The sequence below is a fragment of the Geofilum sp. OHC36d9 genome (assembly GCF_052400685.1).
Classification (GTDB): domain Bacteria; phylum Bacteroidota; class Bacteroidia; order Bacteroidales; family Marinilabiliaceae; genus CAZHHH01.
The window spans coordinates 41164-56449 of sequence record NZ_JBQTGJ010000003.1 but is presented as its reverse complement, the minus strand read 5'-3'; the positions used below and the strand labels follow the sequence as shown (position 1 = coordinate 56449).

The following is a 15286-nucleotide window of genomic DNA, read 5'->3' as shown; positions in this document are numbered from 1 at the left end:
AAAGCTTATTGAATATAAACCAGTACATCATCTTCTTCGACATCGGTACTGTTAGTCGCCTCAATTTTTTGTACCACACCGTCGCGATCGAACCTAACGGCGTTGAACGTTTTCATGGCCTCAATGTAACCAACCAGGTCGCCGGCTTTAACTTTATCGCCAACTTTAATGGCCGTTTCACTGCTATCCTTGGTAAAATAAAACTTACCTTCCAAAGGAGCTACAACCGGTTCACCTGCCCCACCCGTTGCCGGTGATGCAGCAGGAGCTGCCGGTGCCGATGCTGCGGGCGCTGCCTGAGCACCATCATAAGAAACCGTCACAACAAAGTTCTCTCCATTCACATTAACGTTCATGGTCGAAGGTTTCCAGTTGGCCGGCATTGCTGATTCGACAGGTGCTGAAGCGGCCTGTTTCTTGGCTTTAAGTTCGGCTATTTCTTTATTAAAGTTTTCCTTAGCCTGACCCGATTTATACATCCGGTACTGCTCAGGATGCATAGCCAGTTCAAATAGCTCTTCGTCATCCTGACCATACTCCCAACCATTCTTATCCATTTCGGCACGGAAAGTATCCAAAGCGTCGGCATAAGGCGTTTGTGGATGACCCGTATAAAACTCACGACCTTCTTTTTTGGCAATGGCTAAAATCTCATCACCCACTTTACCGGGCAATTGACCGCTCTTACCCAAAACCATATCCCAGATGTTATCAGCGACCATACTCCAGCGTTCACCACCTTTTTCAAGCTGAATAACGTTCATCAGGGCTACATTCTTAACATACTGGCTGAAAGGTGTCACCAATGGCGGATAGCCTAATTTTGGCCATGCATACTGCACTTCATCAAACAATTTAATGAGCAAATCGTCTTCAGTCAGCTCTGGCTGATTGTGTTTAACTTTCCACTTATTCAAACTGGCCAGATTGTTGGTCAGGTCAGCCATTAAGCTACCCATCATACCACCGGGCAATCCGGGACCTATGAGCAATGAATTCATCAAACGATTTTTGGGGCTTATGAAATAACCCAGAAAATCATCCATAAATTCTTGCGTAAGTGAACGTACCTTCATGTAAGCCTTCATGTTAATATCCGGCACATCAAAGCCTGCATCTTTCAACATAGCCTGAATAGTGAGCAAATCGGCATGCCCTGTACCCCATGAAAGCGGCTCCATAGCCACATCAACATAATCAACGCCTTCGCGGCATACTTCAAGCACCGTTGCGACAGAAAAACCCGGTCCGGCATGACCATGATACGTTAAAGGAATTTCCTTATTTATGGCACGAATTCCTTTCACAATTTTACCCAACCAGGCAGGACGGGCAATGCCGGCCATATCTTTCAGGCAAATTTCGTCGGCGCCACCCTCTATCAAAGTCCTGGCCAAATTGACATAATAATCAATGGTATGAACTTCAGAATAGGAAATACTCATGGCAGCCTGAGCAATCATGCCGCCTTCCTTGGCGTATTTAATGGAATCGATAATGTTACGTGGATCGTTTAGACCACAGAAAGAACGGGCAATATCTGTTCCCTGTTTCTTCTTGACCTTATACATCAGCTTGCGGATGTCGGCAGGAACAGGAGACATGCGAATGCCGTTCAATGCACGTTCCAGCATATGTGTTTGAATCCCGGCATCGTTAAACGGTTTTGTCCAGGCACGTACAGCCTTATTGGGGTTCTCCCCAAACAACAGATTAATTTGTTCAAACCCACCACCATTGGTCTCAACACGGGCAAAACAACCCATTTCAACAATATGTGGCGCCACTCTTACTAATTGGTCCATCCGGGGTACATATTTACCCGATGATTGCCACATATCTCTGTAAAGCAGAGAAAATTTTATTTTCCTTCCCATAAAATAATCAATTATAGTAGTTGATATTATTTCTTTTCAATGTTCACAACCCGGCCCTGGCCAGTTGTAACAATATTTACGGCGGCTACAATAGCTGCCGTTTTAGAGGCACTAATGCCCATGGAAGCAGGCTTGCCTTTAGCAACTATGCTTTCCGGAAAAAACCGATTTACAAAGGCAATTATTAAATTACCTACCCATACTACCAAAAGCAGAATGATAAAAACTGTAACCATTCCAACGCCCAATAATTCAATAGCAAGTTCAAAATTCTCACCCATATCCAAATATTTAGTATCAAACTGTAATTAATTGACTTAAAATCACACCTTTTGGATTGCAATGATAGAGATTTAATACGACTTTAAAAACGATTTATCACAAAAATTCATGGTTTTTAAGCACTCATGCTTCATGAATTACTATAATACAAGACCTTATGTTTATTAAAGATTTTTTTACGTATTTACTATTTTAACCCATAAAATTTGTTAATTTATAACTAAATATTGTTAATATGTGCATATTTAAACCGTCACTAAAAAAAAAATTTTACACAAATAAAACACAAACACATACAATACAATAACTTAGCACCAATTTCTCATTCAAATAAAAACAACTATCAATTTTAAATCTTATACCTGAATATTGGCTTACATTATTTTGTAATTTAGGTAAAAATTTTAGCCATGAAACAACCTGCCGCCTCCAACTACACCCTACAAAATGGCGTCATTTCCGAAATGCCGGTGAACGAAAACATCTTTGATAACCGCGAAATTATTTATGAAGTATTCAGAATTGAACAAGGAATACCACTGTTTATCGACGACCATCTCCAACGGCTGTATTCGGGTATAGATCAATGTGGATATCAATTTAGTACGGACCAACAAAAATTAAAAACGTTACTCAGTCAACTGGCCGCTCAGTCAAAAACCGGGATCGGCAATATCAAAACAGAATGTTTTTTTAAGCAAGGAGAGACGAGAGAAAGAGGCTATCATGCCTATTTTTTATCCACCAACTATCCGGATAATCATTTATACCAAGATGGCGTTCACTGTCAGTTGCTGGAAAAATCACGCCCACTGCCATCCGTTAAAATAGCCAATCCAGCTTTACGAAAACTGTCAGACAGCATCATTCAGCAAGAAAACGTATTTGAAACCATCCTGCACCACAATGGAATCATAACAGAAGGGAGTCGTTCAAACCTTTTTTTTGTTAAGGACAACACCCTGATAACAGCCCCCGACGAGCTGGTATTACCCGGGGTGATGCGTAAAAAAATTTTGCAGCTGATTAATGAAAAACATTATTCCATTAAGATGACTGCACTAAAGGTTAGCGAACTTAATTCCGTTGATGCGGCATTCATCACCGGTACATCACCACGAATTTTGCCAATACTTAAAATTCAAAACATAGTCCTGAACCCTTTGCACCCAATCATTATAAGCCTAAGAAATGGTATTAGCCAACTTATCCAAAACGAAATTGAAAGCCGGCAATAACAAAAAAGCGAACAAAGAGAATGCTCTGGCATTCCATTGTTCGCTTTTTTAAAAAATCCGGCTAATTAGTGTTTGTCTATAAAGTCAACTTCTGCGTTACGTTTGTCATAAAAACATTCATCTACAAAAAATAAACGCCTTGATTTTTCAGACTTCGCAAGTTTTATTTTTAAACTTTGTACTTCCATTCGCGTGCTGCCTCATACATCGCAACAACATTTTCAACCGGCGTTTCAACTTTATACTTATGTGAAGGACCTAAAATAAAACCGCCTTCAGGTGCCATTATATCGAGGAGCTCATTAACGCCCTCCTTAACACGCGACGGTGTTGACTTACGCAGTAACATTTCTTCGTCTAACCCTCCGCAAAAAGTTATGTAGCGACCAAAATCCTTTTTTAATCCTTGAGGAGACATACCTACTGCGCGGGTCTGCATGGGATCAAGGACATCGGCACCGGTAGTAATAAATTCAGGCAATAATTTACGAACTCCCCCACAACTGTGCATATAAAACTTCACGCCCAACTTACGTGGGATTTGAAGAAAACGATCATAAACCGGTTTAACTACCTCTGCCCAAGTCTCATTGCTGACAATTAAACCATCAGGCGAACCAAAATCATCCGAAAACCGGATAAAATCCACCCGAGAGCCAGTCACTTCAAAAAAAGCTTCGATAAAACGCTCATAAAATTCAGAGACTTTATCAATAAGGTGATTAAAAAATTTGGGATGGTACATCATAACATCTAAAAACTCATCCTGACCTATCAAACGCTTTATGATGCGAAACAAGCCAGGTGAAGAGAATCCGGGTGCTGTCATGATGGCAAAATCTTTATACTTTTCAACCTGAGCATCGAGAACCGAAAAATCAAATAAACCGATAGTAGGCCAGGTATAGTCATCCAAAGCCACCGGATCGGTAACCCCCTTTAGCGGGGAGCTTAAAATGTCCCAATATTTAAGGTCACCTCGACCCACCAATTGGTATTCAACCCCCCATATATCTTTCTTGCGGCCTTCGGCCAGATTAATTAATTCGGGCCCGATGTAATCAGGCTCAACCCATCTAAAATCCACATCCAAAAACTCCAGCAGCTCATCGCGAGTAGAAAAGCCAAAATGATTCATCATTTTTGTTGTGAACTCAGGGACGCCCCAATAAAAAAAAGGCACCCTGTCGGGTTGCTCATGGTTAAGTGTTTTTAACACTCTTTCCTTATTAGTCATAATAATAGCATTAGTTTGTTAAAACCCCCTGACAGAGGTCTGTAAAACCGGATTTTTCAACGTGATGAAAAACCATTGATCGTTTCAAAACTATGAGTCAATCAGGATCGCATAAAGCAATTCAGAAAGACCCAAAAACAGCCCAATTTAGATAAAAAAAAAACCAAACGCCAAATATGCTTTAAGAAAAGAGCTCATCAAGAGTTCGTCGCAACACGTAACATTCTATTTCATAATTTCATAAATAAGAATACCGGCAGCCACAGAAACATTAAGAGAATCAATCTCACTTTTAACAGGTATCGCCACCTGTTGATCAACCATCTTCATGACTTGCGACGAAATACCGGTATCTTCGGCTCCCATAACCAGGGCTATAGGTCCGGCATAATCAACCTGTCGGTAATTAACACCGGCCTTTTCGGAAGCCGCAATAATGGTGAAATTATGGCTTTTAAGAAACTTCATGGTATACCAAAGCCGCGGCACACGACAAACCGGAATCCGAAACAGAGCGCCCGCCGATGTTTTAATGGCATCACCGTTAACCGGTGCACTCCCCTTTTCGGGAATAACAATAGCAGATACGCCTGCACATTCAGCCGTACGTGCGATGGCACCAAAATTGCGCACATCGGTAACGCCATCCAAAATGAGAACAACAGGACGTTCCCCATCTTCCATTTTCTTCTGCACTACCGTCTCAACATCCTGATATGACACTGGAGAAACCAAGGCGACTACGCCCTGATGATTTTTGGTCGTAACACGATGAATGCGTTCAATAGGTACCAGCTGAAAGGGTGTATTATTATCTTTCAATGCCTTTTTAAGTTCATTGAATAGCTCTCCCTGCAAACCATTTTTTACCAGAACCTTTTCAATGATCTGATCACTCTTCAGAGCTTCAATAACAGCTCGTATTCCAAATATCACATTACTTTCTGCCATAATTATTTTATATTTTTAATGACGACCAGATATTTTCCAGATATCCTTACGGTACGCAACCCATATATTCCATTGATATTCATGCCATGATATTATTTAATGCTTGCAAGGAAAATACAACTTCTGCGTTATGTTTATCCTCAAAATGCTCATTAACTAAAAAACTAACAACTAATGGGCACATTAAGTATGCACGAAAGGTAATACCAAAATAGTTATTTACCCAAGGACTCCAATTGAGATTCAACCAAAGCCATTTCGTTATGTAACTCTTCCCATCGTGCCATTTTCTGATTTAACTTCTTACCAATATTCTCGTAATCAGTATATAAATTCAGATTTCCAGCCTCTACAGGATTTTGAAGTGCTATTTCCAACTCAGCATGCTTCTGCTCCAGTTCTTCAATTTCCTTCTCTACGGCAGCTACGTCGTTACTGAACCGCTTTAATTGCCGGTTTAATTCCTTACGCTCTTCAAAAGAACGCTTATTGGCAGATACCTCGGAAACATCGGCCATTTTTTCAGCCTTACCGGAAATTGAAGGCGACGCCTCCAATTCTCGAAAAGACTCAATTTTTTTATTTTTAAGAAATTCATAAATTCCGCCCAGATGCTCTTTAATATTACGGTTGGTAAATTCGTAAACCTTATCCACCAAACCATTTAAGAAATCACGATCGTGAGAAACCAAAAGAACTGTTCCATCAAAATCAAGCAAAGCCTGCTTCAAAATCTCCTTCGATTTAAGATCGAGATGGTTGGTCGGCTCATCCAGAATAAGAAAGTTAACCGGTTCAAGTAACAACAATACTAATGCCAGACGGGTTCTTTCGCCACCTGATAAAACAGCCACTTTTTTATCAACGGCTTCACCACTAAACAAAAAACCGCCCAATAAATCTCTTATTTTGGTTCGGATATCACCTACAGCAACATTATCAACCGTTTCGAACACCGTAAGACGCTCATCCAAATTGTCAGCCTGATTCTGGGCAAAATAGCCAATTTTAACCTGGTGTCCCAACTCCACGGTTCCGGTATGCTCCAATTCATTTAAAATAATGCGGGCCATGGTTGTTTTACCTTCGCCGTTTTTCCCTACAAAAGCGACTTTTTCACCACGCTCTATCTGAAAATCGACCTGTTCAAGTACCTTGTGATCTCCAAAAGCTTTAGAAATATTACGACCTTTCACCGTTATACTTCCAGCGTGTGGGGCCGGCGGAAATTTAATGCGAAGAGCTGATTTATCAAATTCATCAACCTCTATTCTTTCAATTTTATCCAACTGCTTGATGCGCGATTGCACTTGTACTGACTTGGTGGCTTTGTAACGGAATCGTTCAATAAAAGCTTCTGTATCCTCAATCTTTTTCTGCTGATTTCGAAAAGCAGCCATCTGTTGTTCGTAACGTTCAGCGCGAAGCGTCAGATAATTGGAATAAGGCACTTTATAATCGTATATTTTACCCAACGAAATTTCAACAGTCCGATTCGTAATATTATCGAGAAAGGCCCGGTCATGCGAAATCAATACCAAGGCACCACCAAAAGCTGACAGATAATCCTCCAACCACTGAATCGACTCAATATCCAGATGATTAGTGGGCTCATCCAACAAAAAAACATCAGGCTTTCGTAAAAGAATTTTAGCCAACTCAATCCGCATGCGCCAACCGCCACTAAACTCAGACGTTGGCCTGTCCAAATCACTTTGTTTGAAACCAAGTCCTTTAAAAGTCCATTCCAATTGAGACTGGTAATTATGCCCGCCTAAAATTGTGTAGCGTTCATTTTTTTCAGCCAGCAGATCCAACAATTTAAGATAACTCTCAGATTCGTAATCGTCGCGTCCACTAATTTCCCGGTTAAGATCCGACAATTCATGCTCCAAAGTAATAATCTCTTCGAAAGCACGCTCCGCCTCTTTCCTAACGGTCAAAGTGTCAGAATAGGTCATGTGCTGAGGCAAATAACCCAGAGTAATATCTTTTGGCTTAGAAACAAGGCCTTCGGAAGGCTGCTGAAGACCTGCAATAATTTTCATCAAAGTGGATTTTCCTGCACCATTTTTCCCTACCAGTCCAATACGGTCTTTCGTATTTATAAGGAAAGAAACATTATCGAATAAAAGAAAACCACCAAAATTAACGGTTAATTGGTTTATTGAAATCATTCAAAAAAATCAAATTACATGTAAAAATTGACTTACTCGCAGGTTAAAGGTTCTTGAATGGTCTGTAAATCGGGTGTGAACCGAAGTTTAAACAATCCATTATTATAAAAGCCTCCCCAATTAGAAACGCGTTTAAAATCAAATCTAAACTGAATTTCATCGTGTTTAACCAGCGGCAAACAAAGGTCAAAATTACGCCCATACTGAACCATTGCAGAAATAAAAAAAAGCGTCACATCATATCCCCAAATACCAAATCGACTGTAGGCCGAAGTCGCATCGGAATATTGAAAATAAGGCGATATAGCATGTGGCTCAGTATGAAACCAGCTACGATATCGACTGATAAACCTACGCGTTGCAGCATCATTATAATCAATAATAAAGCTATTAAACAATGTAGTATTCAAGGCATAAATATTTTCAGGTTCGATGGTTTGCATACGCAACCATTCCGAACGGCCAAACAAACTAAGATTAACTCTGGCCTTTTCTTTAACGCCGGTTAAAACCGGTATGATTTTAGATATTTCGGCGGGAACAACAGAAGGTACCACAATATAATTTTCCGAATTTTTGCTCACCAATGTTTGTATAGACACAAGATCATTATTCCCCGGACGATACTCCTGATATTTAATTTTGCGACCTTCAGCCAATAATCGGCTGGCACGTTCCTTTATTTTAAGCACTAACAGATTTGCCTCAATTTCATTTTCAGGCGGCAAAATCACCAACAAACTACTTCCCGAGGCCTGTTTAACAATGTCATCGGCCATTTGATCGAACATCAACGAATCGGGTGTATTAACCTGATACAGATACGGATTCGAATACAATTCATTCCTCGAATTATTTGAAATAGGATAAACCAATGGAATTGAATGCGTCTGCGCAAATTTTGAGACCAACGGCAGCTCTCCGGCCAGACCCGGTCCTATTATTAAATCGCACTGCGCCAGCCATGGATTGGACAGAACACGCTTGAGCACCAAAGAATCGGGCGCAATATCAAAAACCGACATTTCAACATTTACACCGGCACGCTTCAAACTATCCAAGGCCAGCAATGTACCGCTGTAAAACTCCATAAACACCTTGGATCTCCGTTGAGCTGTTTGAATACTACGCGTAAACCTCAAAGAATCCTTATCATCGTAATACAAACTGCTTTGATTAGCGTCAAAAGGTAACAGCAATGCCACACGTACAGGCCTGGCGTAACCAATTTCCTTATTGGGCACACAATGGGTAAAATCATAAGCTGCGCCAAGTGTGCTATCGGTCGACAGCTGTTTTTGCTGCTCAACCAAAGCCATACGAGCATTACCTGCAAACCACTCGTCACGGGGAATACGAATAATCGTTCCTTTGTTTAGCGAGCTGAAATTTACCCCGGGATTAACCTTTTTGATAATATCCATATCCACATGATATTCGCGGGAAATACCAAAAAGCGTCTCCTTTCGTTTTACCTTATGATTTACAAACAACTGAGAGTCATCAGTTTGTTGATCAAGTGTCATAGACTGAATTCCGCTGCGTGGTATCCGCAACAGATAACCTACTTTTAAATCATCTTCATTTAAGCCCGGATTTGCCGCACGAAGCTCTGCCACATCAATTAAATAACGTCGGCTAATAGAATAGAACGTTTGACCGGGTTCAATCAAATGGTATAAATAATTATCTCCGGAAATAAAACCGGCTGATGTTTCTCCGACAGAAGGTGCGTTTTGTTCATTAGAAACACTTTGCCTGGCGGGTATTTTTATCTTATCGCCAATACCAAGAATTCCGTCACGAAGACCGGGATTATCATGTATAATAGCATCAACCGAAGTCCCATACAAACGAGCAATTCCGTACAGAGTTTCTTTAGGCTGGACAATATGTGTAACGCCACTATTAATTTTATTACCATCGCCATCAGCAGGTTGCAGTGCATTAGTATTATTCCCTTCCACCGGAATTTGGAGAATTGCTCCCAAAACCAACCCATTTTCAGTACCCGGATTAAACGAATAAAGCTGCTCAACAGTAATACCATATTTACGTGCCACAAAATAGGCTGTTTGCCCCTTCTCAACGGTGTGAAAAATAAAAGCACGAGACTGCTGCAATTCTGAAGAATCACTATTCCGGCCATCAATAACAGGAATTCGGATAATTTGGCCGACCTGCAACTTCTCATTAATATCGTTATTGGCTTTTAAAATTTCGCTCATTGAAACACCGTAATCAACGCTGATACGATAGAGACCTTCGCCGTTTTTTACGACATGCAGATAATACTCTTTCCCGTTTAACTGGATTTTATTAGTGCTGTTATTTATGGTTTGTGTTTGCGACAAGCCGGCATCAAAAGACGCGAGTATTAAAAACAAAACCATTAAAATTTGCAATCTTAGTTTCATCCGTACGTAAATAATTTGTTTATAGAGTGCTTGCTACAAAAGTCCAACTTCTACATTATGCTTGTCCTAAAAATAGTCATTTACATTAGTAAACTCACATTTTTCAAACTTCAAAAGCCTCATAAATGAAGCTTTCTTTTCTGCCAAATGAAGTTCTAAGGCAAGCACTTATTTCATAGGAGTTAAGATTCCTTGGCAAACATGATCATTTTATCCCATCCTTTTTTTAAAAATGTATTACAATTTCAAAAAACAAACAAACAAGCATGTACATGCTTAAAAACAAAATTTCATAAAGCAAATACCCTGACTGTATAAATTAAAATTCAAAGATAACCAAAATCCCCAATTACACACATTACGTCTAAAATAATGGCCGAATCGGTTAGAGATAATGATTTTATGACCTTGCAAAGCATAACAATAACACAATACGAAACAACAAAAAAACAGTGCAACTATAAGAGATTAATAATTGCACTATTTCTGTATATTTAACTGAAAACGGAATTTAAGATTTTAACTGGGCTTCGATCTCCCTGATCTGTGACTTAAAGTCACGGTCGGTTTCAATAAGATTAGAAATTGTTTTACAGGCATGCAACACCGTAGCATGATCTTTCTTCCCAATACGGGAACCAATGGCAGACAAAGAGGAATTTGTCAGATTTTTCGAAAAATACATAGCAATTTGCCGCGCCTGAACAATCTCTCTCTTGCGGGTTTTCAACTGCAAAGAATCAGGTTCAAGGCCATAATAATCACAAACAGTCTTCTGAATATAATCGACAGATATTTCACGTTGTGAACGTCGTATTAACTTATCAACTACATTTTGGGCTGTAGAAAGCGTTATTTCGTTTTTATCAATGGTCGATAAAAACAATAAAGAAATAAGAGCACCTTCCAGTTCACGAACATTACTATTGATATGGCTAGCCAGATAATGAATAACATCAGCAGAGATGCTAATACCATCCTTATGTATCTTCTGTTTCAGAATATCAATACGGGTCTCATAATCAGGAGCCAGGATTTCGGCCGGCAACCCCCATTTAAAACGAGACAACAGACGATCTTCCATCCCTTGCAAATCCGCCGGTGCCATATCAGAGGTCAAAATGAGTTGTTTGCCACTCTGGTGCAAATGGTTAAAAATATGAAAGAAAGTATTCTGGGTTCCTGTTTTTCCTGCAAACTCCTGTATATCATCAACAATTAACACATCGATCATCTGATAAAAATTAAGAAAATCGTTTACGGAATTGCTGCGAATGGAATCGGTATATTGAGTTTGAAATTTATTGGCACTAACGTACAAAACAGTCTTTTCCGGCGAAACATTTTTAACTTCTACGCCAATGGCCTGCGCCAAATGTGTTTTGCCTAATCCTGACCCTCCATACAAAAACAAAGGGTTAAAAGCGGTTTTACCGGGATTTTTAGCGACTGCAATACTGGCCGAACGCGCTAATCGGTTACAATCACCTTCAACATAATTATCGAACGTATAATCAGGATTAAGCTGGGGGTCAACATTCAACTTGGCGATGCCGGGAATCACAAATGGATTCTTAATAACAGTTTCAGAAGCATGATTGGTACTCACGGCTCGATTACGTAAATCGACTTTATTAGACGTTGGAAAATTAACTGTGATAGCATCATGTTTAGACACGGCTGAACGACCTTTGTCCATAACAACACTGTATTCAAGTTTAGCCGTAGGTCCAAGAATAGAACGTAAACCCTTACTAACCAACTCAATGTACTGCTCCTCTATTATTTCATAAAAATACAAACTGGGAACCTGTATCGTTAACACATCGCTACGTAATTGCAACGGAACAATGGGGTCAAACCAAGTTGCAAAAGCCATGGGCTCTATGGATTGTTTAACAAAATCCAAACACTTACTCCAGACTTTATGGTGATCCGGTTTCATTATAATCTGCCTTCCTTTATATTTATGAATTATTTTTCCCTAATCGAGGTAAGACAAAAATTGTGAAAAAAAACCTGATAAAAAAACCAAAAGAGACTTGCTTTTTCAGAAAAAGGCTATGACTTTAATAGTCAAAGACTTCAATTCGGCAATCATAAAGCACTGTTTGTCAAGTGACTTAATAGTTCATTTAACTTCACTTAACATTAACAAAACATTGAGATATAACATCTTGTGAAGCATTGTTTAAAAAAAATAAACGTTCGTCAATTTTTTTTTAAAGCAAAAAATTATACCACAAAATCAATTTTTCAAATTTACTTTTCGTAGGGCTTTTTTAACCTTTATAGGTTGCCCTTTCCGAAAAGCCAATAAGGAAGCAGAAGGATATTCAGGCAGTAATTTATCCAATAAAAACAAAGCCTTAGAGTATGAGTTGGTTTCACCTACAGTATATATGTATTGTTGCCCATTGGTATCTTCAAAGACAGGATACTCACCCAAAACAATCTTATTCCGCAAATCATCCAAAGGTTTCTGCGATTGATCAATTTTTATTTTAAAAACGATATCTTTCTTATCAGCTAAATCTTCATCGGCATTAACATAGATCTTACGCCCCAGATTAATCGCAGAAAAGCTCACGTAACGTTCGGGATTATGCCTTACATCAGCCAGTAAACGATCCAGATTAGCCGAGGCATCCGTCAAATTATAGTACAATTTTGGATCGTTGAGTAACAAACCCGCCGAGCCTTCACCTTCAGCCACCAATGACAAAACGGTTTGAACAGTGGCCAGAGTAGAATCGGCTTGCGTAACCAACCCTTGCATATCAGCTTTTCTAAGACCATTGGTGATGGCCTCAAGATTTTGCATTGTCGCGGATAAAGCGTCGGCCTGCTGGCTCAATGTTCCGGTGAACGACTGAATATTTTCAAGACTTTTAGTTATTTCGCCATTGGGCTCCAACGATTGATTTAATTTGGAAGTCATTTCCTGAATATTTTGCATGGTGATGGTAAAATCATAGATGGCCATATCAAGACTCTTCTTGTTGCGGTCTGAAAACACCTCTCCGATATTTGTCATAACAGTGTCAAGTCGAACCAGCAAACGCTCTGCTTTATCTTTCAACGGCAAAACTTCCATTCCCATTTGATCAATCAAATCGCCCATTACATTCGTCTTCAACGTATCACCAGGTACTAACAAAGCCTCACTGTCGCCTTCCTGCAACTGAATCGCTTTACTCCCCATTAAATCAACACTATACAGCTGAGCAATCGTATTGGCCGGTAAAGGCAGATCTTCAGTTAAAATAAACGAAATCAAAAAACGCCTTTTCTGAACAGGGTGTAATTCAATACTCTGCACACTTCCCACTTTAAAGCCCTTATAATAAACCGGACCGCCTTCGTTCAACCCTACCACTTGTGAATATACAGCATAATACCTATCACCTTTTAAAAGCAAATTACGCCCTTTCATAAAATGAAATCCCCAAATCAGGACTGCCAAAGCAACCATTACCAATAAAGCTATTTTGTACTCTTTCTTTATCATGAACTATATTTTACAGCTATTTTAACAATATAAAGAGCTTCAAATATACAAAGAATAAGCCATTCAACCTGTCAATAAAAATATTTAGTGCCAGTAAGGAAACGCCATTCTTTAAATTATAATCACTGTCAAAATAGTTATTAACAGCAGTAAATTAAAGAAAATTCAACCTTCAACACAAACAGATCTGCGTAAAAACGCAAATCCAATAAATAATCGGAGAATGGGTTTCAGCCCAGCTATCAAACACAAACTATTTATTATCAGCAATAAAACCAGACTGCTTAACAAATCCGGAAAAGGTAAGTGTCCCTATTGGGAAGACAAAAATAACAGAAGTAAAATTTTTCAGACAGACTTTAATTACTCTACCGATGAGACAGGCACCCGCTCCGAACCATCAAAAGCAACAATAAAGCTATCGGGGACTTTCTTTCGGACTTCAGCCAAAATATCACAAATCTCTTTGTAGGACGAAGAACTACCAGTGGTATACTTATACATATTATTTTCTTGATACATCCACACATCATTAAATAGGGCCAAAACACCATACTCATTAGAGACCTTCTGAGAAGAAGAGGCTATTTGAACACGAAACAAAATCTTTGAAGCCTTCTTTTCTTTTTTGCTATCGTCTAAAGCTGAATCCGACTGTTTTGCGTGGTCGGATTTCAGTGCTGGTGATGAAACAGAAATATTATTACGTGCTTCAAAACGATCACGGTAATCTCGAATAGCTCTAAAAATACCAGATGCAATATAAGATTGTCCATCTTCAGACATCATGTATTTTTCTTCTTTGGGATTACTTAAAAAACCGACTTCCACAAGAATTCCGGGCATTGAGGTTTTTCGCAAAACCAAAAATCCGGCTTGCTTCACGCCTCTGTTATGACGTCCCACTCTTTGTTCAAACTGATTCTGAACCAATGATGCCACAGCAATACTTTGGTCGAGATAAACATTTTGCATTAACTCAAAAATAATATACGACTCAGGTTGTGTAGGGTCAAAGCCTTCATATTTTGTGGTGTAATCATCTTCAAGAATAATCACAGAATTCTCCTTTTTAGCGACTTCGAGGTTCTCTTCCGAACGGTGAAGTCCCAAAACAAAAGTCTCGGCACCATATATTTTAGGATTGCTAATCGAATTTCCATGTATCGACACAAATAAATCAGCTTTAGCTTTATTGGCTATCTCAGCCCGCTCATCCAAAGGCACAAATACATCAGTAGAACGTGTATATACCACTTCAACGTCTGGCATATTTTCTTTAATATAAGCACCTACTTTAAGAGCTATCGACAAAACAATATTTTTTTCCTGTGAAAGCTTTCCTACAGCTCCCGAATCCTTACCGCCATGCCCCGCGTCTATAACAACGGTCTTAAAACGAATTGGCGAATTATCCTGAGCCTTAAGCGGAATAATAAATAAAAACAATAATAAGAGACAAACTTGAATCTTTGGGACAGTATTTGTATATAAAGTCATATAATTTCCGGTAATTTATAAAAAGACAATAATAAAAGCTCCCCCAAAAAAGGATAAAACCGTTATGCAGACAAAGATAAAAAATATCTGACTGTA

General features: G+C 39.3%; 10 protein-coding genes. 1 reads left to right on the top strand and 9 read right to left on the bottom strand.

Features of this window, described 5'->3' with window-relative positions:
- Positions 1-5 precede the first annotated feature (5 nt).
- On the bottom strand, positions 6-1877 hold the full coding sequence (locus tag ACT3CD_RS05150; protein WP_444643575.1) for a biotin/lipoyl-containing protein: 1872 nt from the start codon (positions 1875-1877) through the stop codon (positions 6-8).
- Positions 1878-1903: 26 nt separating this feature from the next.
- Positions 1904-2158, bottom strand: coding sequence for an OadG family protein (locus ACT3CD_RS05145; RefSeq protein WP_444643573.1), 255 nt, complete (start codon positions 2156-2158; stop codon positions 1904-1906).
- A gap of 411 nt (positions 2159-2569) precedes the next feature.
- Between ACT3CD_RS05145 and ACT3CD_RS05140 the strand changes: the two genes are divergently transcribed.
- Positions 2570-3397: an aminotransferase class IV gene (locus tag ACT3CD_RS05140; protein WP_444643571.1), complete on the top strand. Its 828-nt coding sequence runs from the start codon at positions 2570-2572 to the stop codon at positions 3395-3397.
- A gap of 169 nt (positions 3398-3566) precedes the next feature.
- On the opposite strand, the gene ACT3CD_RS05135 is transcribed toward ACT3CD_RS05140, so the two are convergent.
- From ACT3CD_RS05135 to ACT3CD_RS05105, 7 genes are all read right to left on the bottom strand, one after another.
- The gene (locus tag ACT3CD_RS05135; RefSeq protein ID WP_444643569.1) at positions 3567-4634 is read right to left on the bottom strand and encodes a uroporphyrinogen decarboxylase family protein; all 1068 of its coding nucleotides are present in this window, start codon (positions 4632-4634) and stop codon (positions 3567-3569) included.
- 225 nt (positions 4635-4859) lie between these two features.
- Positions 4860-5585, bottom strand: a complete 726-nt coding sequence (gene rlmB, locus ACT3CD_RS05130) for a 23S rRNA (guanosine(2251)-2'-O)-methyltransferase RlmB (protein ID WP_444643567.1) — start codon at positions 5583-5585, stop codon at positions 4860-4862.
- 215 nt (positions 5586-5800) lie between these two features.
- On the bottom strand, positions 5801-7762 hold the full coding sequence (gene abc-f, locus ACT3CD_RS05125; RefSeq protein ID WP_444643565.1) for a ribosomal protection-like ABC-F family protein: 1962 nt from the start codon (positions 7760-7762) through the stop codon (positions 5801-5803).
- A 32-nt stretch (positions 7763-7794) separates the two neighbouring features.
- Positions 7795-10179, bottom strand: coding sequence for a LysM peptidoglycan-binding domain-containing protein (locus ACT3CD_RS05120; RefSeq protein WP_444643563.1), 2385 nt, complete (start codon positions 10177-10179; stop codon positions 7795-7797).
- A 511-nt stretch (positions 10180-10690) separates the two neighbouring features.
- The gene (gene dnaA, locus ACT3CD_RS05115) at positions 10691-12124 is read right to left on the bottom strand and encodes a chromosomal replication initiator protein DnaA (protein ID WP_444643561.1); all 1434 of its coding nucleotides are present in this window, start codon (positions 12122-12124) and stop codon (positions 10691-10693) included.
- A gap of 303 nt (positions 12125-12427) precedes the next feature.
- On the bottom strand, positions 12428-13690 hold the full coding sequence (locus ACT3CD_RS05110) for an MlaD family protein (protein WP_444643559.1): 1263 nt from the start codon (positions 13688-13690) through the stop codon (positions 12428-12430).
- A 363-nt stretch (positions 13691-14053) separates the two neighbouring features.
- Positions 14054-15190 (bottom strand): N-acetylmuramoyl-L-alanine amidase family protein, encoded by a 1137-nt coding sequence (locus ACT3CD_RS05105; protein ID WP_444643557.1) that lies wholly within the window; start codon positions 15188-15190, stop codon positions 14054-14056.
- Positions 15191-15286 lie beyond the last annotated feature (96 nt).

Coding starts and splice junctions, on each gene's coding strand:
- ACT3CD_RS05145 (WP_444643573.1), bottom strand. CDS start 2,158: ATGGGTGAGAATTTTGAACTTGCTATTGAATTATTGGGCGTTGGAATG.
- dnaA (WP_444643561.1), bottom strand. CDS start 12,124: ATGAAACCGGATCACCATAAAGTCTGGAGTAAGTGTTTGGATTTTGTT.
- ACT3CD_RS05140 (WP_444643571.1), top strand. CDS start 2,570: ATGAAACAACCTGCCGCCTCCAACTACACCCTACAAAATGGCGTCATT.
- ACT3CD_RS05135 (WP_444643569.1), bottom strand. CDS start 4,634: ATGACTAATAAGGAAAGAGTGTTAAAAACACTTAACCATGAGCAACCC.
- ACT3CD_RS05120 (WP_444643563.1), bottom strand. CDS start 10,179: ATGAAACTAAGATTGCAAATTTTAATGGTTTTGTTTTTAATACTCGCG.
- ACT3CD_RS05150 (WP_444643575.1), bottom strand. CDS start 1,877: ATGGGAAGGAAAATAAAATTTTCTCTGCTTTACAGAGATATGTGGCAA.
- ACT3CD_RS05110 (WP_444643559.1), bottom strand. CDS start 13,690: ATGATAAAGAAAGAGTACAAAATAGCTTTATTGGTAATGGTTGCTTTG.
- ACT3CD_RS05105 (WP_444643557.1), bottom strand. CDS start 15,190: ATGACTTTATATACAAATACTGTCCCAAAGATTCAAGTTTGTCTCTTA.
- rlmB (WP_444643567.1), bottom strand. CDS start 5,585: ATGGCAGAAAGTAATGTGATATTTGGAATACGAGCTGTTATTGAAGCT.
- abc-f (WP_444643565.1), bottom strand. CDS start 7,762: ATGATTTCAATAAACCAATTAACCGTTAATTTTGGTGGTTTTCTTTTA.